General features: G+C 67.9%; 23 protein-coding genes and 1 tRNA gene. 22 read left to right on the top strand and 2 right to left on the bottom strand.

Features of this window, described 5'->3' with window-relative positions; genetic code table 11:
* Nucleotides 1–23: 23 nt before the first annotated feature.
* Both AC2D9U_RS20495 and AC2D9U_RS20490 read right to left on the bottom strand, forming a co-directional pair.
* Entirely contained in the window at nucleotides 24–188 is a 165-nt protein-coding gene (locus AC2D9U_RS20495) for a nucleotide-binding protein (protein ID WP_484752381.1), read from the bottom strand.
* A 164-nt stretch (nucleotides 189–352) separates the two neighbouring features.
* On the bottom strand, nucleotides 353–670 hold the full coding sequence (locus tag AC2D9U_RS20490) for a hypothetical protein (protein WP_484752379.1): 318 nt from the start codon (nucleotides 668–670) through the stop codon (nucleotides 353–355).
* Between the two features lie 221 nt (nucleotides 671–891).
* On the opposite strand from AC2D9U_RS20490, the gene AC2D9U_RS20485 reads away from it, so the two are divergent.
* From AC2D9U_RS20485 to proS, 22 genes are all read left to right on the top strand, one after another.
* Nucleotides 892–968 (top strand) — tRNA-Asp (locus tag AC2D9U_RS20485).
* A 307-nt stretch (nucleotides 969–1,275) separates the two neighbouring features.
* On the top strand, nucleotides 1,276–1,644 hold the full coding sequence (locus AC2D9U_RS20480; protein WP_484752377.1) for an NADH-quinone oxidoreductase subunit A: 369 nt from the start codon (nucleotides 1,276–1,278) through the stop codon (nucleotides 1,642–1,644).
* Nucleotides 1,641–2,216, top strand: a complete 576-nt coding sequence (locus AC2D9U_RS20475; protein WP_484752374.1) for a NuoB/complex I 20 kDa subunit family protein — start codon at nucleotides 1,641–1,643, stop codon at nucleotides 2,214–2,216. The genes AC2D9U_RS20480 and AC2D9U_RS20475 overlap by 4 nt, the downstream gene beginning before the upstream one ends.
* Nucleotides 2,158–2,853 (top strand): NADH-quinone oxidoreductase subunit C, encoded by a 696-nt coding sequence (locus AC2D9U_RS20470; RefSeq protein WP_484752372.1) that lies wholly within the window; start codon nucleotides 2,158–2,160, stop codon nucleotides 2,851–2,853. Before AC2D9U_RS20475 ends, AC2D9U_RS20470 begins: the two co-directional genes overlap by 59 nt.
* On the top strand, nucleotides 2,850–4,091 hold the full coding sequence (locus AC2D9U_RS20465; RefSeq protein WP_484752370.1) for an NADH-quinone oxidoreductase subunit D: 1,242 nt from the start codon (nucleotides 2,850–2,852) through the stop codon (nucleotides 4,089–4,091). The genes AC2D9U_RS20470 and AC2D9U_RS20465 overlap by 4 nt, the downstream gene beginning before the upstream one ends.
* Nucleotides 4,088–4,699, top strand: coding sequence for a complex I 24 kDa subunit family protein (locus AC2D9U_RS20460; protein WP_484752368.1), 612 nt, complete (start codon nucleotides 4,088–4,090; stop codon nucleotides 4,697–4,699). The genes AC2D9U_RS20465 and AC2D9U_RS20460 overlap by 4 nt, the downstream gene beginning before the upstream one ends.
* Nucleotides 4,699–5,997, top strand: coding sequence for an NADH-quinone oxidoreductase subunit NuoF (gene nuoF, locus AC2D9U_RS20455; protein ID WP_484752366.1), 1,299 nt, complete (start codon nucleotides 4,699–4,701; stop codon nucleotides 5,995–5,997). The genes AC2D9U_RS20460 and nuoF overlap by 1 nt, the downstream gene beginning before the upstream one ends.
* 5 nt (nucleotides 5,998–6,002) lie before the next feature.
* Nucleotides 6,003–6,275 carry a pentapeptide repeat-containing protein gene (locus AC2D9U_RS20450; protein ID WP_484752364.1) on the top strand — a complete coding sequence of 91 codons (273 nt, stop codon included), beginning with the start codon at nucleotides 6,003–6,005 and terminating at the stop codon, nucleotides 6,273–6,275.
* Entirely contained in the window at nucleotides 6,275–8,299 is a 2,025-nt protein-coding gene (gene nuoG / locus AC2D9U_RS20445; protein ID WP_484752362.1) for an NADH-quinone oxidoreductase subunit NuoG, read from the top strand. Before AC2D9U_RS20450 ends, nuoG begins: the two co-directional genes overlap by 1 nt.
* A gap of 6 nt (nucleotides 8,300–8,305) precedes the next feature.
* Entirely contained in the window at nucleotides 8,306–9,322 is a 1,017-nt protein-coding gene (nuoH, locus tag AC2D9U_RS20440; protein ID WP_484752360.1) for an NADH-quinone oxidoreductase subunit NuoH, read from the top strand.
* 2 nt (nucleotides 9,323–9,324) lie between these two features.
* Entirely contained in the window at nucleotides 9,325–9,813 is a 489-nt protein-coding gene (gene nuoI / locus AC2D9U_RS20435) for an NADH-quinone oxidoreductase subunit NuoI (RefSeq protein WP_484752358.1), read from the top strand.
* A 10-nt stretch (nucleotides 9,814–9,823) separates the two neighbouring features.
* Nucleotides 9,824–10,504 (top strand): NADH-quinone oxidoreductase subunit J, encoded by a 681-nt coding sequence (locus AC2D9U_RS20430; RefSeq protein ID WP_484752356.1) that lies wholly within the window; start codon nucleotides 9,824–9,826, stop codon nucleotides 10,502–10,504.
* A complete protein-coding gene (gene nuoK, locus AC2D9U_RS20425) occupies nucleotides 10,504–10,815 on the top strand; it encodes an NADH-quinone oxidoreductase subunit NuoK (protein WP_484752354.1) in 312 nt (103 codons plus the stop codon). The genes AC2D9U_RS20430 and nuoK overlap by 1 nt, the downstream gene beginning before the upstream one ends.
* A gap of 4 nt (nucleotides 10,816–10,819) precedes the next feature.
* Nucleotides 10,820–12,736 (top strand): NADH-quinone oxidoreductase subunit L, encoded by a 1,917-nt coding sequence (gene nuoL, locus AC2D9U_RS20420; protein ID WP_484752352.1) that lies wholly within the window; start codon nucleotides 10,820–10,822, stop codon nucleotides 12,734–12,736.
* Nucleotides 12,733–14,244 (top strand): NADH-quinone oxidoreductase subunit M, encoded by a 1,512-nt coding sequence (locus tag AC2D9U_RS20415; protein WP_484752350.1) that lies wholly within the window; start codon nucleotides 12,733–12,735, stop codon nucleotides 14,242–14,244. Before nuoL ends, AC2D9U_RS20415 begins: the two co-directional genes overlap by 4 nt.
* Nucleotides 14,245–14,249: 5 nt before the next feature.
* Complete coding sequence (gene nuoN / locus AC2D9U_RS20410) at nucleotides 14,250–15,668, top strand: NADH-quinone oxidoreductase subunit NuoN (RefSeq protein WP_484752348.1); 1,419 nt, start codon at nucleotides 14,250–14,252, stop codon at nucleotides 15,666–15,668.
* Nucleotides 15,665–16,378 carry a biotin--[acetyl-CoA-carboxylase] ligase gene (locus tag AC2D9U_RS20405; protein ID WP_484752346.1) on the top strand — a complete coding sequence of 238 codons (714 nt, stop codon included), beginning with the start codon at nucleotides 15,665–15,667 and terminating at the stop codon, nucleotides 16,376–16,378. The genes nuoN and AC2D9U_RS20405 overlap by 4 nt, the downstream gene beginning before the upstream one ends.
* 5 nt (nucleotides 16,379–16,383) lie before the next feature.
* Complete coding sequence (locus tag AC2D9U_RS20400) at nucleotides 16,384–17,184, top strand: type III pantothenate kinase (protein ID WP_484752344.1); 801 nt, start codon at nucleotides 16,384–16,386, stop codon at nucleotides 17,182–17,184.
* 80 nt (nucleotides 17,185–17,264) lie between these two features.
* Nucleotides 17,265–18,902, top strand: a complete 1,638-nt coding sequence (locus AC2D9U_RS20395) for a ribonuclease J (RefSeq protein ID WP_484752342.1) — start codon at nucleotides 17,265–17,267, stop codon at nucleotides 18,900–18,902.
* Between the two features lie 4 nt (nucleotides 18,903–18,906).
* Complete coding sequence (locus AC2D9U_RS20390; protein ID WP_484752340.1) at nucleotides 18,907–19,500, top strand: YdeI/OmpD-associated family protein; 594 nt, start codon at nucleotides 18,907–18,909, stop codon at nucleotides 19,498–19,500.
* A gap of 6 nt (nucleotides 19,501–19,506) precedes the next feature.
* Nucleotides 19,507–19,806 carry a DUF1467 family protein gene (locus AC2D9U_RS20385; protein ID WP_484752338.1) on the top strand — a complete coding sequence of 100 codons (300 nt, stop codon included), beginning with the start codon at nucleotides 19,507–19,509 and terminating at the stop codon, nucleotides 19,804–19,806.
* 453 nt (nucleotides 19,807–20,259) lie between these two features.
* Nucleotides 20,260–21,564, top strand: coding sequence for a proline--tRNA ligase (gene proS, locus AC2D9U_RS20380; protein ID WP_484752336.1), 1,305 nt, complete (start codon nucleotides 20,260–20,262; stop codon nucleotides 21,562–21,564).
* The last annotated feature ends 1 nt before the right edge of the window (nucleotide 21,565 follow it).

Genomic DNA, 21,565 nt, shown 5'->3' with positions numbered 1-21,565 from the left:
CCCAGCTCGGCCACGAAGCCCTCTTACTCGGAGATCGGCAGGCCGAGTTGCAGCCGCAGCCCGTTCTGCAGGTCGAGATCGAGGACCAGCACGTCGAACCGCCGCGCCGCGCGAAGGGCGGCGACATTGGCGGCCAGCGTGGTCTTGCCCACGCCGCCCTCGGGCGAGACGAAGGTGAGCAGCGGCATAGGCTATGGGCCTCCCGGTCGCGTCAGCCGCCATCCGGCCTGCGCGAGCGGCGCAGCCGGCGGGGGGCTCGCGGGCGGGTCCGCCAGCAGGAGCACCTCGGCGCGCGGGCGCGGGCGGGATCGCCCGGCCGGACGTGGCGCGCTCAGCGCCGCCGACACCTTGCTCAGCAGGGCGAATCGCCGCGGTGCCGGCGGGGCGGCCGCCACGGGCGGGGGCGCCAGCGCGGCAGGAGGCACTCGGCGTCCGCCGGCGGTGGCGGGTCGGGCGGCGGCGCGGGGACCTCCAGTGCCGAATCGGCCGGACCGGCCAGTTGCAGCGGCGCCGCCTCGGGCGACTCGTCCTCAGGTCGAGCTTCAGGGGCGGGCGCGGCCAGACGCAGGACATGGCGCGGACGCGCGGCCACAATCACGGGACCGAAGCGCACATAAGGAAAGAATCTCAATCCGCAGGCGCTCGCCGATTTGCCGATGTCTTCGTCCACGCAACTTCCCATACCGCCCCGCTGCTTCGGCACCGATGTTTTGTGGCGGGGGGTAAACCGATCACGCAACCAACGCGTGTCACAATGCGGCCCTGGCCCCCGCAGCACCTGGTTGCTTCGCGGGCCGCGCAGGCGATGCAGGGCCGCCGCCACCGGCGAATGCGCCCGGGAGGGGTGGATTGACACCCACCTGTGACCCCCTTATCTCCCGCCACGTCGCTGCGGGTGTAGCTCAGTTGGTTAGAGCGCCGGCCTGTCACGCCGGAGGTCGCGGGTTCGAGCCCCGTCACTCGCGCCAGCGACGAAGGTGAGCGCCAGAGCGCTGCCGCCGACCCCCCCAAACAACCTCCGTTTGCGCCTGATGCAGTCAGGTGTCAGGGCGCGCCCCGCACGTGGTGCGCGATGCCTGCATGACTTGCTTTCCATCTGTGCCACGCCCCTATGGCGAAGTGACGCAAGCGCGGCTAATGTCCGCCACGCTGCAGTGCGGCATGGGGTGGCGGGACAGGCTTTGACCTGGCGCGCCGGCCCCGCGACGCACAGGCGGAAGGCCGAGGGACGGAAGCTCCCCGGTGTTGAGGCAAGGTTAGGACAGCCGAGGTTTCATGACCCAGCCGCTGCTCGCGGAGTATTTCCCGATCCTGGTTTTCCTCGGGATCGCGGCCGCCATCGCCTCGGCGATGGTCGGCGGCGCCTTGATCGCGGCGCGCCAGAAACCCTATGCCGAGAAGCTCTCCGCCTATGAGTGCGGCTTCGAGCCCTTCGACGACACGCGCCGGCGCTTCGATGTGCGATTCTACCTCGTCGCCATCCTCTTCATCATCTTCGATCTGGAAGTGGCCTTCCTCTTCCCCTGGGCGATCACGCTGGGCGAGATCGGCTGGTTCGGCTTCCTGTCGATGATGGGCTTCCTCGGCGTGCTGACCGTCGGCTTCGTCTATGAATGGCGCAAGGGCGCCCTGGACTGGGAATGAGCGGCATGTCGGACGCCAACCAGATCGCCCAAGGGATCGCCTGGAACCGGGAAGCCCTGCCGCCCGGGCCCGCGCAGGATGCCGTGGTGAAGGGCATCACCGGCGAGATCGAGGAAAAGGGCTTCGTCATCGCCAACCTCGACAAGGTGGTGAACTGGGCGCGCACCGGCTCGCTCTGGCCGATGACCTTCGGGCTCGCCTGCTGCGCCGTGCCGATGATCCACGCCTACATGGCGCGCTACGACCTCGACCGCTTCGGCATCATCCCGCGCGGCTCGCCGCGGCAATCGGATGTGATGATCGTGGCCGGCACGCTGACCAACAAGATGGCCCCCGCGCTGCGCAAGGTCTACGACCAGATGAGCGAGCCGCGCTGGGTGATCTCGATGGGCAGCTGCGCCAATGGCGGCGGCTACTACCACTACAGCTACAGCGTCGTGCGCGGCTGCGACCGTGTCGTGCCCGTCGATGTCTATGTGCCGGGCTGCCCGCCGACCGCCGAGGCGCTGGTCTATGGCATCCTGCAATTGCAGAAGAAGATCCGCAGGACGGGGACCATCCTCCGTGGCTGATTCCAACACCCTTCATGAACTCGGCCTCGCCATCGCCGCCGCCGCCGGCCCGGCGGTGGAGGAAGCCTTCGTCGAGCGCGGCGCGGAGCTGGTGCTGCGCGCCCGGCGCGACATGCTGCGCCCGCTGATGCTGCTGCTGCGCGAGGATCCGCGCTTCGCCTTCGAGCAGCTGATGGACATCTGCGGCGTGGACTGGCCCGAGCGGGCCGAGCGCTTCGAGGTGATCTACAACCTTCTCAGCCTGTCGCTGAACCAGCGCCTGCGCGTGATCGTCGCGACCGATGAAGCGAGCGCCGTGCCGAGCCTCGCCGCCCTCTGGCCCGCCGCCACCTGGTATGAGCGCGAGTGCTGGGACATGTACGGCGTGGTCTTCGAAGGGCTGTCGGACATGCGCCGCCTGCTGACGGATTACGGCTTCGAAGGGCATCCGCTGCGCAAGGACTTCCCGCTGACCGGGCATGTCGAGGTCCGCTACGACGAGAACCGCAAGCAGGTGGTCTATGAGCCCGTCTCGCTGACGCAGGATTTCCGCTCCTTCGACTTCCTCAGCCCCTGGGAGGGCATGACGACGCTGCCGGGCGACGAGAAGGTGCATCAGATCCGCGCCGAACGCGGCCAGCTGGAGGGCCCGCGATGAGCACCGAGATCGTCGCCGGCATCCCGCTGCCGCCGGATACGCGCAACGAGGCGCAGCGACTCTTCGACGCCGATACCCACACCATCAATTTCGGCCCGCAGCACCCGGCTGCGCATGGCGTGCTGCGCCTCATCCTCGAGATGAAGGGCGAGGTGGTGGAGCGTGCCGACCCGCATATCGGCCTGCTGCATCGTGGCACCGAGAAGCTGATCGAGTACAAGACCTATCTCCAGGCGATGCCCTATATGGATCGCCTCGACTACGTCTCGCCGATGTGCATGGAGCACAGCTTCGTCCTCGCCACCGAGCGGCTGCTGGGTATCGAGAACGAGGTGCCGGAGCGCGCGCGCTGGATCCGCACCATGTTCGCGGAACTCACGCGCATCCTGAACCACCTGCTGAACATCACGACCTATGCGCTCGATGTGGGTGCGATCACGCCGAGCCTCTGGGGCTTCGAGCAGCGCGAGCATCTGCTGGAATTCTACGAGCAGGTCGGCGGTTCGCATTACCATGTGAACTACTTCCGCGCCGGCGGCGTGGCGAAGGACCTGCCCGCGGGGCTGGAGGAGCGCATCGGCAAGTGGTGCGCGCAATTCCCGAAATTCATCGACGATCTTGAAGGCCTGCTCAGCGAGAATCGGATCTTCAAGCAGCGCACCGTCGATATCGGCGTGATGACGGCCGAGCAGGCGATGTCCTGGGGCTTCTCGGGCCCCTGCCTGCGCGCCTCGGGCTGTGCCTGGGACCTGCGCAAGGCGCAGCCCTATGAGATGTACGACAGGCTCGATTTCGAGATCCCCGTGGGCGTGCACGGCGATTGCTATGATCGCTACCTGGTGCGGGTGCAGGAGATGCGCCAGTCGCTGCGCCTGGTCGAGCAGTGCCTCAACCACATCAAGCCCGGCGCGGTGAAGATCGCGGACAACAAGATCTCGCCGCCCTCGCGTGGGCAGATGAAGCGCTCGATGGAGAGCCTGATCCATCACTTCAAGCTCTACACCGAGGGCTACCATGTGCCGGCGGGCGCCACCTACACCGTGACGGAAGCCCCGAAGGGCGAGTTCGGCGTCTACATGGTCGCCGACGGCACGAACCGGCCCTATCGCTGCAAGATCCGCGCGCCTGGCTTCGCGCATCTGCAGGCGATGGAAGCGCTTTCCAAGGGGCACATGCTGGCCGATGCCGTGGCCATCATCGGCAGCCTCGACATCGTCTTCGGGGAGATCGACCGGTGAGCGTCGAGCAACCTACCTCCTTCGCTTTCGACGCGGCGAGCGAAGCGGAAATCAGCAAGATCATCGCGCGCTACCCGGCGGGCAAACAGGCCTCCGGCGTGATTCCGCTGCTCTATGTCGCGCAGCGCCAGATGGGCCGGCTGACCGGCAGCGCCTGGGTGCCGAAGGTGGCGATGGACGTGATCGCCGAGCGCCTGTCGATGCCGCCGATCCGCGTCTATGAGGTCGCGACCTTCTATTTCATGTTCAACATGAAGCCGATCGGCCGGCACCATCTGCAGCTTTGCGGCACCACGCCCTGCATGCTGCGCGGCTCGGACGACGTTGCCCGCGCTTGCCACGACGCGGCTCATGTCAAATTCGGCGAGACCAGCGCGGATGGCATGTTCACGCTGACCGAGGTCGAGTGTCTCGGCGCCTGCGTCAACGCGCCGGTGCTGCAGGTCGATGACGACTACTACGAGGATCTCGACTACGACCGAACGGTCGCGCTGCTCGAGGCCTTCAAGCGCGGCGAGAAGCCGCGCGCCGGCAGCAGCATCGGCCGCCAGACCAGCGCGCCGGAAGGCGGGCCGCTGACCCTGGTCGATCTGGAGGGAGAGCGCTGATGGCGCTGCAGGATCGCGACCGCATCTTCACCAACCTCTACGGGTTGCAGGATTGGCGCCTGCCGGCCGCGCAGCGGCGCGGGAACTGGGATGGGACCAGCACGATCCTCGGCAAGGGGCGCGACTGGATCATCGAGGAGATGAAGAATTCCGGTCTGCGCGGCCGTGGTGGCGCGGGCTTCCCCACCGGCATGAAGTGGTCCTTCATGCCCAAGCAGGCTTCGGAGAGGCCGCACTACCTCGTGGTCAATGCCGATGAATCCGAGCCCGGCACCTGCAAGGACCGCGACATCATCCGCCACGATCCGCACACGCTGATCGAGGGTTGCCTGATCGCCGGCTTCGCCATGGGCGCGCATGCGGGCTACATCTACATCCGCGGCGAATACTACAATGAGAGCCGCGTGCTCGAAGCGGCGATCGAGGAAGCCTATGCGGCCGGCCTGCTGGGCGCAAATGCCGCGGGTTCGGGCTGGGATTTTGATCTGTATGTCCATCGCGGGGCTGGCGCGTATATCTGCGGTGAAGAAACCGCGCTGATCGAGAGCCTCGAGGGCAAGAAGGGGATGCCGCGGCTCAAGCCGCCCTTTCCCGCCGCCGTCGGCCTCTATGGCTGCCCGACCACGGTCAACAATGTCGAAACCATCGCCGTGGTGCCCACCATCCTGCGCCGTGGCGCGGGCTGGTTCGCGCAGTTCGGCCGGCCGAAGAATTCCGGCACCAAGATCTTCTGCATCCAGGGCCATGTGAACAAGCCCTGCAACGTGGAAGAGGAGATGAGCATCCCGATGCGGGAGCTCATCGAGCGTCATGCGGGCGGCGTGCGCGGCGGTTGGGACAATCTGCTCTGCGTCATCCCTGGCGGGTCCTCCACGCCGCTTCTGCCCAAGCACATCTGCGACGACGTGCTGATGGATTTCGACGCGCTGCGCGAGCACCGCTCGGGCCTGGGCACGGCGGGCGTGATCGTGATGGACAAGTCCACCGACATCATCCGCGCGATCTCGCGTCTGTCGAAATTCTACAAGCATGAGAGCTGCGGCCAGTGCACCCCCTGCCGCGAAGGCATGGGCTGGGTCAGCCGCATGATGGAACGCATGGTCGAAGGCCGCGCCGAGGTGGCCGAGATCGACGTGCTCGAGGAAGTGACGCGGCGCATCGAGGGGCACACGATCTGCGCGCTCGCCGATGGCGGTGTCTGGCCGGTGCAGGGCCTGATCCGGCATTTCCGCCCGGTGATGGAAGAGCGCATCGCAGCCTACAAGGCGGCGCGGTCATTGCCGCTGGCGGCGGAGTAGGCGGTATGACGACGGAGATCACCGGCAAGGCCGGCCCCATCACCATCGCCGGGTGCAACGCGCCGGCGAGCGTGATCCGCGGCACGATGATGACCGGGGCGCGCGTCGAGGGCTGCAACCTCGGCGGTGCGGTATTTGAAGGCACCACGCTCGGCGGGGCGAAGTTCGTCGCCTGCGACCTCAGCGGCGTGGAGATCACGGGATCGGGCTTCGCGGGCATGACGATCAACGGCCTGTCGGTGGATGCGCTGATCGCCGCCTATCGGAAGGTGGGGTGATGGCGAAGGTCACGGTTGACGGGATCGAGGTCGAGGTCCCGAACGGCGCCACGGTGCTGCAGGCCTGCGAGGCCGCGGGCAAGGAGATCCCGCGCTTCTGCTACCATGAGCGCCTGAGCGTGGCCGGCAATTGCCGCATGTGCCTGGTCGAGGTGGAGAAGGCGCCCAAGCCGGTTGCCTCCTGCGCCTATCCGGTGATGGACGGCATGGTGGTGAAGACCGACAGCCCCGTCGTGCGGAACGCGCGACGCGGCGTGATGGAATTCCTGCTGCTCAACCATCCGCTCGATTGCCCGATCTGCGACCAGGGCGGCGAATGCGACCTGCAGGACCAGGCGATGGCCTATGGCTCCGATCGCGGTCGCTACGCCGAGCCGAAGCGCGCGGTGAAGGACAAGAATATCGGGCCGCTGATCAAGACGATCATGACGCGCTGCATCCAGTGCACGCGCTGCGTCCGCTTCGCGGCCGAGGTCGCCGGCGTGCCGGAGATGGGCGCGACCGGTCGTGGCGAGGCGATGGAAATCGGCACCTATGTCGAGAAGGCGCTGACCAGCGAGCTTTCCGGCAACCTCATCGACATCTGCCCGGTCGGCGCGCTGACCTCGCGCCCCTATGCCTTCGTCTCGCGCCCCTGGGAGTTGCGCAAGACCGACAGCATCGACGTGCAAGACGCGACGGGCACGAATATCCGCATCGACACGCGCGGGCCCGAAGTGCTGCGCATCCTGCCGCGCATCAATGAGGACGTGAACGAGGAGTGGATGGCCGATCGCGGCCGTTTCTCCTTCGACGGTCTCAAGCGCAAGCGGCTCGACCGGCCCTGGCTGCGGGTGGATGGCAAGCTCAAGCCGGCGAGCTGGGGCGAGGCCTTCGGCGCCATCGCGGCGAAGCTGAAGGGCATGCCCGGCGCGCGCATCGGCGCGGTGGCGGGCGATCTCGTGGAGATGGAGAGCGTCTTCGCGCTGAAGGCGCTGATGGCGGGGCTCGGTTCCGTCAATCTCGATTGCCGGCAGGATGGCGCGGCGATCGATGCGTCGCGGCCGGATTTCTATCGCTTCAACACGACCATCGCCGGCATCGACCAGGCGGACTCGCTGCTCATCATCGGCGCCAACCCGCGCACCGAGGCGCCGGTGATCAATGCGCGCATCCGCAAGCGCGTCCTGGCCGGGAAGTTCAGCGTTTCCCGGATTGGGCCGGCGGGCGTCGACCTGACCTATCCGCACGCGCATCTCGGTGAGGGGCCGGCGGCGCTGCGCGCGATCCTCGACGGGTCGCAGGCCTTCGGCGGCGAGCGGCCGATGGTGCTCCTCGGTCGCGGGGCGCTGGCGCGCGCCGATGGCGCGGCGGTGCTGGCCGCGGCCTGGGAGATCGCGCGCCGCGCCAATGCGCTGCGCGAGGATTGGCACGGATTCAACCTGCTGCACCATTTCGGCGGGCAGGTGGGCGCGCTCGCGCTCGGCTTCGTGCCGGGGGCAGGGGGCAAGGATCTCGGCGCCATGCTCTCCGGTGGCGTGGACGCGCTGTGGCTGCTCGGCGCCGATGGCTTCGACCCGGCGGCGATCGCGCCTGGCACCTTCGTCATCTACCAGGGCCATCACGGGGATCGCGCCGCGGCGCGCGCCGATGTGATCCTGCCGGGTGCGGCCTATACCGAGAAGGACGGCACCTACCTCAACACCGAGGGGCGCCCGCAGCGCGGCCACATGGCGGTGCATCCGCCGGGCGAGGCGCGCGAGGATTGGCGCGTCATCCGTGCCGCGGCCGAAGCGCTCGGCGTGACCTTGGCCTTCGATGACCTGGCCGCGCTTCGTGCGGCGATGCCGGATCTGGACGCGGCCTTCGCGCAACGCGGCTGCACCGATACGCGCGGTCCCGCAGGCGACCCGGCGGCGCTGGGCGCCGCGCCCTTCGCGCCGGCCATCACGAACTACCACCTGGCGGACAGCATCGCGCGGGCCTCCGAGGTCATGGCGCAATGCGCGGCGACCTATGCGCCGCCCGCCCTGGCGGCGGAGTAACCCCGAATGGATGCTTTCCTCGCCACGCCAATCGGGCATCTCGCCCTGACCGTCGCGCAGGCGATGGCGCTGCTGGTGCCGCTGCTGATCGGCGTCGCCTACCTCACCTGGGCCGAGCGCAAGGTCCTGGCGGCGATGCAGATGCGCAAGGGCCCGAACGTGGTCGGCCCCTTCGGCCTGTTCCAGCCCTTCGCCGACGCCATCAAGATGCTGATGAAGGAGACGATCATCCCCGCCGGGGCCAGCCGCGTGCTGTTCATCATGGCGCCGATGATCACCTTCATGCTCGCCATGCTGGCCTGGGCGGTGATCCCGGTGAATGACGGCTGGGCGATCGCCGACATCAATGTCGGCATCCTCTACCTCTTCGCGATCAGCTCGCTTGGCGTCTACGGCATCATCATCGCCGGCTGGGCGAGCAATTCGAAATACGCCTTCCTGGGCGCGATGCGCAGCGCGGCGCAGATGGTGAGCTACGAGGTCTCGATGGGCTTCGTGATCGTCACCGTGCTGCTCTGCGTGGGGTCGCTGAACCTCACCGAGATCGTGCGCGCGCAGGCGGATCTGTGGTTCATCGTCCCGCTCTTCCCGATGTTCGTGATCATGTTCATCTCCGCCCTGGCGGAGACGAACCGCTCGCCCTTCGACCTGCCGGAGGGCGAGAGCGAGCTGGTGGCGGGCTTCTTCGTCGAATACAGCTCGATGTCCTTCGCGCTGTTCTTCCTCGGCGAATACGCGAACATGATCCTGATGAGCGCGCTCATCACCATCCTGTTCCTGGGTGGCTGGTACGCGCCCTTCGACATCGCGCCCTTCACCTGGATACCCGGGCCGATCTGGTTCATCTTCAAGATCTGCTTCTGCCTGTTCATCTTCATCTGGGTGCGCGCGACCTTCCCGCGCTACCGCTACGACCAGCTGATGCGGCTGGGCTGGAAGGTGTTCCTGCCCTTCAGCCTGCTCTGGCTGGTGCTGACCGCCGCCGCGCTCAAGCTGTTCGGCTGGCTGCCGGGGGGAGCCTGACCATGGCCACACTCGACCGCGTCGCGCGGAGCCTGCTGCTGAGTGAGCTCGTCGGCGGCATGGCGCTGACGCTCAAGCAGTTCTTCAAGCCGAAGGCGACGCTGAACTATCCCTATGAGAAGTCGCCGATCTCGCCGCGCTTCAAGGGCGAGCACGCGCTGCGCCGCTACCCGAATGGCGAGGAGCGCTGCATCGCGTGCAAGCTGTGCGAGGCGATCTGCCCGGCGCAGGCCATCACCATCGAGGCCGAGCCGCGCGAGGATGGCAGCCGCCGCACCACGCGCTACGACATCGACATGACGAAGTGCATCTATTGCGGCATGTGCGAGGAAGCCTGCCCGGTGGACGCCATCGTCGAGGGTCCGAACCTGGAGTTCGCGACCGAGACGCGCGAGGAACTGATGTACGACAAGGCCAGGCTGCTCGAGAATGGCGACCGCTGGGAAGCGGCACTCGCCAGGCGTCTCGAACTCGACGCGCCGTACCGGTGATCGCACGACCATGATCGCCGCCGCCGCCTTCTACCTCTTCGCCGCCGTCCTGATCGCCAGCGCGTTCATGGTGGTGACCAGTCGCAACCCCGTGCACAGCGTGCTCTTCCTGATCCTGGCCTTCTTCAACGCCGCGGGCCTGTTCCTGATCGCGGGGGCCGAGTTCCTCGCGATGATCCTGGTGATCGTCTATGTCGGCGCGGTCGCGGTGCTGTTCCTTTTCGTCGTGATGATGCTGGATGTGGATTTCGCGGCGCTGCGCCAGGGCTTCCAGCGCTACGCGCCGATCGGCGCCGTGGTCGGCGGCATCCTGTTCCTGGAGCTGGTCTTCGCCTTCGCGAGCTGGCGCTTCGCGGAGGATTCCGCGGGCCTGCGCCTCAACCCGATGCCGGAGGGCGTGGACAATACGCGCGCCCTGGGGCGGATCCTCTACACGGACCACGTCTTCCTGTTCCAGATCTCGGGGCTGATCCTGCTCGTCGCGATGATCGGCGCCATCGTGCTGACGCTGCGCGGGCGCAGCACCTCGAAGCGCCAGGACATCGCGGCCCAGGTCGCGCGCGCCGGCAGCGTCAACCTGCGGCAGGTGGCGAGTGGCGCGGGCCTGCGTGAGCTTGGCATCGAGCGCCCGCCGGTCGCGGCACCGCCCGAGGCCAAGCGTGTCGAGCATCATGGCGGAGGGCACCACTGATGCTCGCGGTCGGCCTCGCGCATTACCTCACGGTCAGCGCCATCCTCTTCGTGCTGGGCATCCTCGGCATCTTCCTCAACCGGAAGAACATCATCGTCATCCTGATGTCGGTCGAGCTGATCCTGCTTTCCGTCACGCTGAACCTGGTCGCCTTCTCGGCGCAGCTTGGCGATCTCTCGGGGCAGGTCTTCGCCATGTTGATCCTGACCGTCGCGGCGGCGGAGGCGGCCATCGGGCTTGCCATCCTCGTCGTCTATTTCCGCAACCGCGGCACGATCGAGGTGGAAGACGTTTCCACCCTGAAGGGCTGAGCGCATGTATGTCGGCGCGATCTTCTTCCCGCTGCTGGGCGCCTGCCTCGCCGGGTTCTTCGGCCGCTGGCTCGGCGACAAGGCCGCGCAGTGGGTCACCGTGGCCTGCATGGCGCTCGCCGCCGCCTGCGGCATCTTCGCCTTCGTCGAGGTGGCGCTGGGCAGCGCGCCGGGCGTCGTCACGCTGCTGACCTTCATCGATGTCGGCGGCTTCGAGGTCTCCTGGTCGCTGCGCTACGACACGCTGAGCGTGGTGATGGTGGCGATGGTCACCTTCATCTCCACGCTGATCCACCTCTACTCCGTGGGCTACATGTCGCATGACGCGACGATCCCGCGCTTCTTCGCCTATCTCTCGCTCTTCACCTTCATGATGCTGATGCTGGTGACGGCGGACAACCTCGTGCAGCTCTTCTTCGGCTGGGAGGGCGTGGGCCTCGCGAGCTACCTGCTCATCGGCTACTGGTACGAGAAGGAGAGCGCCAACCGCGCGGCGATGAAGGCCTTCATCGTCAACCGCGTCGGCGACCTGTTCTTCATGCTCGGCCTCGCGCTCACCTTCTGGACCTTCCAGTCCGTGGAGTTCGAGGCGATCTTCGCCGGCGTCGAGGCGGCGAAGGAGGCGCGCTTCCTGGGGCTGCCCGCGCTTGAGGTCATCGGCGTGCTGCTCTTCCTCGGCGCGTGCGGCAAGTCGGCGCAGCTTGGCCTGCACACCTGGCTGCCGGATGCGATGGAGGGGCCGACACCGGTCTCCGCGCTGATCCATGCGGCGACGATGGTGACCGCGGGCGTCTTCCTGATGGCGCGCATGTCGCCGGTGATGGAATACGCGCCGACGGCGCTGGCCATCGTGACGCTGGTGGGCGCCAGCACCGCCATCTTCGCGGCGACGATCGGCTGCGTGCAGAACGACATCAAGCGGATCATCGCCTACTCGACCTGCTCGCAGCTCGGCTACATGTTCTTCGCGGTGGGCGTGGGCGTCTACCAGGCGGCGGTGTTCCACCTGTTCACCCACGCCTTCTTCAAGGCGCTGCTGTTCCTGGGTGCGGGTTCGGTCATCCATGCCATGTCCGATGAGCAGGACATCCGGCGGATGGGCGGCATCTGGAAGAAGATCCCGATCACCTACGCCATGATGTGGATCGGCAGCCTGGCTTTGGCGGGCGTGCCCTATTTCGCGGGCTATTTCTCGAAGGACATGGTGCTGGAAGTGGCCTATGCGGCGCATTCCGGGGTTGGCGCCTATGCCTTCGTGATGGGCCTGCTGGCTGCCTTCCTCACCGCCTTCTACTCCTGGCGCCTGATCATCCTGACCTTCCATGGCGCGCCGCGGGCAGACCATCACACCATGGAGCATGTGCATGAGAGCCCCTGGGTGATGCTGGTGCCGCTGCTGGTGCTCTCGCTCGGCGCGATCTTCGCGGGCGCGGTCTTCTATCCGATGTTCGTGGGCCACGACCAGGCGGCCTTCTGGAATGGCGCGATCCACACGGCGGCGACCAACCATGTGCTGGAGCACGCGCACCACGTGCCCGCCTGGGTGCCGCTGGCGCCGACGGTGGTGGGCCTCGCGGGCATCGCGCTCGCCTATGTCCTCTACATGTTCGCCCCCGGCATCCCGGGCCGGCTCGCCGCGCAGTTCGGCGGGGCGTACCGCTTCCTGCTGAACAAGTGGTATTTCGACGAGCTCTACGACGCGCTCTTCGTCCGCCCCATGCGCTACGTCGCCGAGGCGTTGTGGAAGACCGGCGATGCGCGGCTCATCGACGGCATGCCCAATGGCGCGGCGAGCCTCGTGGTGCAGGCGGCGCGCGGCGCGGTGCGGCTGCAGACCGGCCGCGTGGCGAACTACGCCTTCACCATGATCGTGGGCCTCGTGCTCTTCGCCACTCTCCTGCTGCTGGGCCTGCCCCGATGAACGCCGCCGGCTTTCCCCTGCTCTCGCTTGTCACCTTCCTGCCGCTGGCAGGGGCGGCGATCATCCTCACCATCCGCGGCGAGGAAGAGGTCGTGGCGCGCAATGCGCGCTGGGCGGCGCTCTGGGCGAGCACCATCACCTTCGCGCTGTCGCTGCTGCTCTGGCTGGGCTTCGACAGCAGCAGCGCCGAGTTCCAGTTCGTCGAGCGCGCCGAGTGGTTCGGCGAGTTCGGCGTGGGCTATCACATGGGCGTGGACGGCATCTCGATGCTGTTCATCCTGCTCTCCACCCTGCTGACGCCGCTGTGCATCCTGGCGTCGTGGGAGAGCGTGCGCGAGCGCGTGCGCGAATACATGGTCGCCTTCCTCGTGCTCGAGAGCATGATGGTGGGCATGTTCGCGGCACTCGACTTCGTGCTGTTCTACATCTTCTTCGAGGCCGTGCTGATCCCGATGTTCCTGATCATCGGCGTCTGGGGCGGTGCGCGGCGCGTCTATGCCGCCTTCAAGTTCTTCCTCTACACGCTGGCGGGCAGCGTGCTCATGCTGCTCGCGATCCTCGCGATGTGGTTCACGGCGGGGACCACCGACATCCCGACGCTGATGGAGACCGCCTTCCCGCGGAACATGCAGTTCTGGCTATTCCTGGCCTTCATGGCGTCCTTCGCCGTGAAGGTGCCGATGTGGCCCGTGCATACCTGGCTGCCGGATGCGCATGTGGAAGCGCCGACGGCTGGTTCGGTCATCCTCGCCGGCGTGCTGCTGAAGATGGGCGCCTATGGCTATCTGCGCTTCTCTTTGCCGATGCTGCCGCAGGCCTCGGCGGATTTCGCGCCGCTGATCTTCGCGCTGTCCGTCATCGCCATCGTCTACACCTCCCTCGTCGCCTTCGCGCAGGAGGACATGAAGAAGCTGATCGCCTATTCGTCGGTCGCGCATATGGGCATCGTCACGCTCGGCATCTTCACCTTCAACGTGCAGGGCATCTCGGGCGCGCTCTTCACCATGCTGAGCCATGGTGTCGTCTCCGGCGCGCTGTTCCTCTGCGTCGGTGTGCTCTACGACCGGGTCCATACGCGCGACATCGCCCGATACGGCGGTGTGGCGAAGATCATGCCGGCCTATGCGATGATCTTCATGCTCTTCACCATGGCCTCGGTCGCGCTGCCCGGCACGGCGGGCTTCCCGGGCGAGTTGCTGGTGATCGTGGGCGCCTTCAAGGTGAACCCCTGGGTCGCCCTGGGTGCCGCCCTCGGCATGATCCTCGGCGCGGCCTACATGCTCTGGCTCTATCGCCGCGTGGCCTTCGGGAAGATCACGCGCGACGATCTGCGCTCGCTGCTCGATCTCAGCCCGCGTGAGTACGCGATCTTCGCGCCGCTCATCGTGCTGACGCTGTGGATGGGCATCTACCCCTCCTCCTTCCTCAACGTGTTCGAGGCCAGCGTCAGCGCGCTGGTCATGCGCCATGAGGCTGCGCTCGGCGCGGCACGACTGGCCGGGATGTGATGCCGATGAACTGGACCCTCGCCTTGCCCGAGATCGTGCTCGCGGTCGCGGGCCTCGCCATCCTGCTCGGCGGCGTGATCCCGAAGAAGGAGACCTTCTTCCCCGTCTGCATGGCCGTGATCGCCGCGCTGGTCTTCACCGCCGCGCTAGTGCTGGGCGAGCCCGAGGGCACGGCCTTCATGGGCCAGTTCGTCTCCGACGGCTTCTCGCGCTTCGCCAAGGTGCTGATCCTGCTGGGCGCGGCGCTCAGCGTGGTGCTTGCGCTCGACTTCAACGCGCGGGCGGGCACGGCGCGCTTCGAGTATCCGGTGCTGGTGCTCTTCGCGACCCTCGGCATGATGGTCATGGTCTCGGCCAATGACCTGATGTCGCTCTATGTCGGGCTCGAGCTGATGTCGCTCTCGCTCTACATCCTCGCCGCCTTCGACCGGGACAACCCGCGCAGCGCGGAGGCGGGGCTGAAGTATTTCGTGCTCGGCGCGCTGGCCTCGGGCCTGCTGCTCTACGGCGCCTCGCTGGTCTATGGCTTCGCGGGCACGACGAATTTCGACCGCCTCGCCGATGGCCTGTCTGGCGATTCCGTCAGCATGGGCCTCGTGCTCGGCCTCGTCTTCGTGGTGGCGGGGCTGGCCTTCAAGGTCTCGGCCGCGCCCTTCCACATGTGGACGCCCGATGTCTACGAAGGCGCGCCGACGCCGGTGACGGCCTTCTTCGCCACGGCGCCCAAGGTGGCGGCGCTCGCGCTGATGGTGCGGGTGCTGGCCGGGCCCTTCGGCGATCTCGCCGGGCAGTGGCAGCAGGTGATCTGGGTGGCCTCCGCGGCCTCCATGATCCTGGGCAGCTTCGCCGCGCTGAACCAGCGCAACATCAAGCGGCTGATGGCCTATTCCTCGATCGGCCATGTCGGCTACGCGCTGATGGGCCTGGCCGTGGTCTCCGACAATGGCCTGCGCGGCGTGCTGGTCTACCTCGCCATCTATGTCGTGATGAACCTCGGCGCCTTCGCGGTGATCGTCGCGATGCGCCGGCAGGGCAGGGCGCTCGAGCAGGTCGAGGACCTCGCCGGGCTCGGCCGCACGGATCCGGGCATGGCGCTCTGGATGGCGATCTTCATGTTCTCCATGGCCGGCATCCCGCCGCTCGCCGGCTTCTTCGGCAAGCTCTACGTCTTCCTCGCCGCGGTGCAGGGTGGCTTCTGGGTGCTGGCGCTGATCGGCATCGCGACCAGCGTGGTCGGCAGCTACTACTACCTGCGCATCGTCAAGGTGATGTATTTCGACAAGCCGCTGGGCGCGCTGGATGCGCGGACGGCCGGGCTGACCACGGTCATGGCGGTCAGCGGCCTGTTCACGCTGTTCTTCTTCCTCATGCCCGCGCCGCTGCTTGGGGCAGCGAGCGCAGCCATCGCCTCCATCGCCGGGTGAGTGCGGCCGCGCCTCTCGCCTGGCGGCTGGAATGCCATGAGGAACTCGGCTCGACCTCCGACCACCTGTTGAGCCGCGCCGCGGCGGGGGAGGCGGAGGGTCTCGCCGTTCTGGCGCGCCGGCAGACCGCGGGGCGCGGGCGGGATGGCCGGGTCTGGCGCGGCGAGGCAGGCAATCTGCACATCTCGCTCCTGCTGCGTCCGGGCGGGCCGGCCCGGCAGGCGCCGCAATGGGGGCTGCTGGCAGCCGTCGCGCTGCACGATGCGCTTTCGGCCTTCTCGCCGGCGCCGCTGACGCTGAAATGGCCGAATGACGTGATGCGGGGCGAGGCCAAGCTCGCCGGCATGCTCTGTGAGAGCAGCACCGATGCGGCCGGGCGGATCGAGTGGCTGGTGTTCGGGCTCGGCGCCAACCTCGCCCATGCGCCCGCCATGCCAGGGCGTGCCACTGCCTGCCTGCCGGGCAGCCCGGCGCCGGAGGTGGTGGCTTCCCGGCTGCTGGAGCGCTTCGAGACCTGGCGCCGGCTGTTCCTGGCGGAGGGCTTCGCGCCGATCCGCGCGGCCTGGGAGGCCCGCGGCCCTGCCCCCGATACGGCGCTGGTGCTGCGCGGCGGGCTTGCCGGCGGCTACCGGGGCCTGCGCGAGGATGGCAGCCTGTTGATCGCGGCCGGCGATCGGCTACACGCCGTCATGAGTGGTGAAGTGGACTGAGGCCGATGCTGCTGGTCATCGATGCGGGCAACACCAACGTCGTCTTCGCCGTGCATGACGGTGCGGAGTGGCGCGGCCGCTGGCGCATCCGCACGGATGCCGAACGCACCAGCGACGAATACGCCGTCTGGCTGCTGGCCCTGCTGCAGCATGCGGGGCTGCGCGCCACGGATATCGACCGCTGCGCCATCGGCACCGTGGTTCCCGCCGCGCTCTACGGCCTGCGGCGGCTGGCCCGCGAGTGGTTCAACTGCGAGCCGCTGATCGCGCGCGCGCATCTCGACTGGGGCTTCGACATCCGCGTCGATGCGCCGAACGAGGTCGGCGCCGACCGCCTGCTCAACGCCCTGGCCGCCCACCACCGCTACCGGGGCCCCCTGGTGGTCATCGATTTCGGCACCGCCACCACCTTCGACGTGGTGGAGCATGACGGCGCCTATCTGGGCGGGGTCATCGCGCCGGGCATCAACCTCTCGATCGAGGCGCTGCACCGCGCCGCCGCCCGCCTGCCGCGCATCGGCATCGGGCGGCCGCAATCGGCCATCGGGCGCAACACCGTGGCGGCCATGCAGTCGGGCATCTATTGGGGCTATGTCGGGCTGATTGAGGGGATCGTCGCCCGGATCCGTGCGGAGCATGGCGGCAGCCTGAAGGTGATCGCGACCGGCGGGCTGGCGCCGCTCTTCGCCGAAGGCACCACGGTGATCGAGACGACGGACCAGGATACGACGCTCGACGGCCTGCGCCTGTTGGCGCAACGCAACCCCGCCCCCATCTTCACCGGCAGTTCGCGCTTCGACCCCTGAGCCTACGGCCGAGCACGGCCGGGCAGGGGCCGCGGCGCCCGCGCACGCAGAAAACGACACGTACAGGTACTGGAAGAACAATGACTGGAGATTTGGCCTTCATTCCGCTCGGCGGAACGGGGGAGATCGGACTCAACCTCAACGTCTATCGCTGCGACGGGCAGCTTCTCGCCGTGGATTGCGGGCTGGGCTTCGGCGGGCCGGAACATCCGGAGGTCGAGGTCCTGGTGCCCGATGCGCGCTGGCTGGCCGAGCGCAAGGACCGGCTGGTGGGCCTCGTCATCACCCATGCGCATGAGGACCATGTGGGGGCGGTGGCGCATCTGTGGCCGCAGCTGCGCTGCCCGATCCATGCCAGCCCCTTCGCCGCCGCTGTGCTGCGTCGCAAGCTGGGCGAGGCCGGGCTGATCCACCAGGTCGAGCTGGTGACCCAGCCGCCCGCCACGCGCTGGAGGCTGGGCAATTTCGACCTCGAATTCCTCCGCGTCGCGCATTCCATCCCCGAGGCGCAGGCGCTGGTGCTGCGCACCAGCTACGGCACGGTGCTGCACACCGGCGATTGGAAGCTCGACCCGCAGCCGCTGATCGGCCCGCCCACCGATGAGGCGGCTTTCGCGCGCCTCGGCGATGAGGGGGTGCTCGCCATGGTCTGCGACAGCACCAACGCGCTGGTCGAGGGCCATTCCGGCAGCGAGGCCGAGGTCCGGCGCAACCTGACCGCGCTGATCAAGGGGCTGAAGGGGCGCATCGCCGTCACCTGCTTCGCGACCAACCTCGCCCGCGTCGAGTCGCTGGCGGTGGCGGCCCGCGCGGCGGGGCGGCAGGTGGCGCTCTTCGGCCGCTCGCTGCGCAATGCCGAGGCGGCGGCGCGCGAATGCGGCTACCTCACCACCATCCCACCCTTCCTCTCCGAGGATGAGGCCGAGGACGTGCCCGACGACAAGCTGCTGGTCATCTGCACCGGCAGCCAGGGCGAGGCCCGCAGCGCGATGTCCAAGATCGCCGCCGACACCCACCCGCATATCTCGCTGGGGGAGGGCGACACGGTGATCTTCTCCTCCCGCATGATCCCGGGCAATGAGCGTGCGATCCTGCGCGTGCAGGACGAACTCTCGCGCGCGGGGGTCGAGGTGATGACCGCCGACGACCACATGGTCCATGTCTCCGGCCATCCGGCGCGCGACGAACTCAAGCGGCTCTACCAGCTGGTCCGCCCGAAATACGCCGTGCCGGTGCATGGCGAGTGGCGGCACATGAACGAGCACGCGAACCTGGCCGAGAGCCTCCAGGCGATCGCCCATGTGATAGAGGATGGCGACGTGCTGAAGCTCGCCCCCGGCAAGCCTGACATCGTCGAGAGCGTGCCCGTCGGCCGGCTCGCCGTGGACGGGGACCGCCTGCTGCCGCTGGATGGCGACCTGCTGGCGGCGCGCAAGAAGATGCTCTTCAACGGCGTGGTCGTGGCCTCGCTGGCGGTGGATGGCAGCGGGCGGGTGCTGGGCCAGCCGCAGATCTCTGCCCCCGGCCTGTTCGAGGACAGCGGCGCGGAGACGGGGCAGATCGCCGGCGATCTTGCGCGCGCGGTCAACGAGATGCCGAGCGCGCTGAAGCGCGAGGATGGCGCGCTGCGGGAAGCGGCGCGCAGCGCGGTGCGCCGCGCGGTCGGGCGGCGGCTTCGCAAGCGCCCGACCGTCGAGGTGCATCTGCTGCGGGTCTAGCGCCGTGGCGCGGGCGGCCGAGCAGGTCGAGCGCCTGGAGCCGGCGGATCGCGCGGCCTGGCGGGCCTGGCTCGCGGCGCATCACGCGCGGCGGGCGCCGGTCTGGCTGGTGCTGAACAAGGGTGCGGCGCCGCCGCTGACCCAGGACGCGGCAGTGGAGGAGGCGCTCTGCTTCGGCTGGATCGACAGCCTGCCGCGCAAGCTCGATGCGGCGCGCTGGATGCTGCTCATCTCCCCGCGCAAGCCGCGCAGCCCCTGGAGTCGGGTGAACAAGGCACGAATCGCGCGGCTGCGCGCGGCCGGGCTGATGGCCCCGCCCGGTGAGGCGCGCGTCGCGGCCGCGCTGGAGGATGGCTCCTGGGACGTGTATGAGGCCGCCGAATCGCTGGCGGAGCCCGCGGCGCTGACCGTCGCGCTGGCCGGGGTGCCCGGGGCGGCCGAGGCCTGGTCGGGCTTCGCGCCCTCCGCTCGCAAGGGGATCCTGTGGTGGATCGCGGCGGCGAAGACGCCGGCCACGCGGGACCGGCGCATCGCCGAGACGGCGCGGCTGGCGGGGTTGGGATTGCGGGCGAATTTCCCGGAAAGCAGGGGGAAGTAGGGGGCGATGTCGGGTTTTTCGGGCGTGCTGGTCTTTGTGATGGTCTGGTGGACCGCGCTCTTCTGCGTGCTGCCCTTCGGCACGCGGCCGGTCGAGGACCCCGATCCGGAGGCCGGCGGCTGGCGCGGCGCGCCGGCGCGGCCGCTGCTGGTACGCAAGCTGATCGCCACCACGGTGCTGGCCAGCGTGATCTGGCTTTGCATCCATGCGGTGATCCTGAGCGGCTGGGTCGATTTCCGGGAAGGCTGGTGGGCCTATCAGGGGCCGGGGATTTCCTCGCCGATGCCGGGCGGTGCACAAAGATAAGGCGGCCAACCTGGGGTTTTCCAGGCGCCGCCTCATTTTGGAGCAAGTTTAGTCTGAGGGCCTGTTTTTTGGTCCCTCGGCGCCGCGTTTCTTATTGTGCCGCGGTCAGTCCTGGCGCCATTCTCAACCACAGAGAGAGGTTGATCCTCGCTCTGCCGTGTGACTGGCGTTTCCTCCCTTAACTCGGGCCGCATCCCCTGGATGCGGCCCGTTTTTTTAACGAAATCGCCGCAGGGTGCAAAGGGAAATCTTCGCCATCCGGCAGAATTCCCCCCGGCTTCGTGTCGAGCATTCCGAAAGTTGCGCAATAAAATTGCTGCGCTGCGGCAATCCGGACCCCGGGACCGGCATTTGCGCGGATAAGCGCGCGTGGTCCGCCTTCCCCCGCTGGCGTCAGCCGGGCCCCGAGACTAGGTTCCGCCGCACAACGACCTGGATCTAGGAGCCCGCGCTTTGCGCCTCTCCCGCGCCTTCCTGCCGACGCTCAAGGAAACCCCCGCCGAGGCGACCATCGCCTCGCACCGCCTCATGCTGCGTGCTGGCCTGGTGCGCCAGACCTCGGCGGGCATCTATGCCTGGCTGCCGCTGGGCTGGCGCGTGCTGCAGAAGATCGAGCAGATCGTGCGCGAGGAACAGGACCGCGCCGGCGCGCAGGAAATCCTGATGCCGACGATCCAGTCCGCCGATCTCTGGCGCCAGTCCGGCCGCTACGACGCCTATGGGCCCGAGATGCTGCGCCTCAAGGACCGCCACGACCGCGAGATGCTCTACGGCCCGACCAACGAGGAAATGGTCACCGACGTCTTCCGCAGCTTCGCGAAAAGCTACCGCGACCTGCCGCGCAACCTCTACCACATCCAGTGGAAGTTCCGTGATGAGGTGCGCCCGCGCTTCGGCGTGATGCGCGGGCGCGAATTCCTGATGAAGGACGCCTATTCCTTCGACGTCACCAAGGAAGGCGCGCAGCACAGCTATCGCCAGATGTTCCTGGCCTATCTGCGCACCTTCGCGCGGATGGGGCTGAAGGCCGTGCCGATGCGCGCCGACACCGGCCCCATCGGCGGCAATCTGAGCCATGAATTCATCATCCTGGCCGAGACGGGCGAAAGCCAGGTCTTCGTGAGCCAGGACCTGCTCGACATGGATGCGCTGGCGAGCGCGCCCGATTACGGCGCGGACCTCGCCCCCGCGGTCGAGGCCTGGACCAGCCACTACGCCGCGACCGAGGAAATGCACGACCCCGTGGCCTGGGAGCAGGTGCCGGCGGACAAGCGCGTCTCCGCCCGCGGCATCGAGGTCGGGCACATCTTCTATTTCGGCACCAAGTATTCGGCGACCATGGGCCTCTCCGTGCAGGGGCCGGACGGCAAGACTGTGGCGCCCGAGATGGGCAGCTACGGCATCGGCGTCTCGCGCCTCGTGGGGGCGACGATCGAGGCCAACCACGACGAGGCCGGCATCAAATGGCCGGATGCCGTTGCACCCTTCAAGGCGGTGGTCATCAACCTCAAGCAGGGCGATGCCGCCTGCGACGCGCTGAGCGAGCGCCTGTACAACGCGATCCCAGAGGCGCTCTACGACGATCGCACCGAGCGTGCCGGCCCGAAATTCGCCGATGCCGATCTGATGGGCCATCCCTGGCAGGTCGTGATCGGCCCGCGCGGTGCGGCCGCCGGCGTGGTCGAGCTGAAGCGCCGCGCGACGGGCGAGAAGCAGGAAGTCTCGCCCGAGGATGCGCTGGCGAAGATCCTCGGCTGAG

This window comes from Roseomonas sp. TF40, from assembly GCF_057219975.1.
This window is presented reverse-complemented; position numbering and strand designations above follow the sequence as displayed.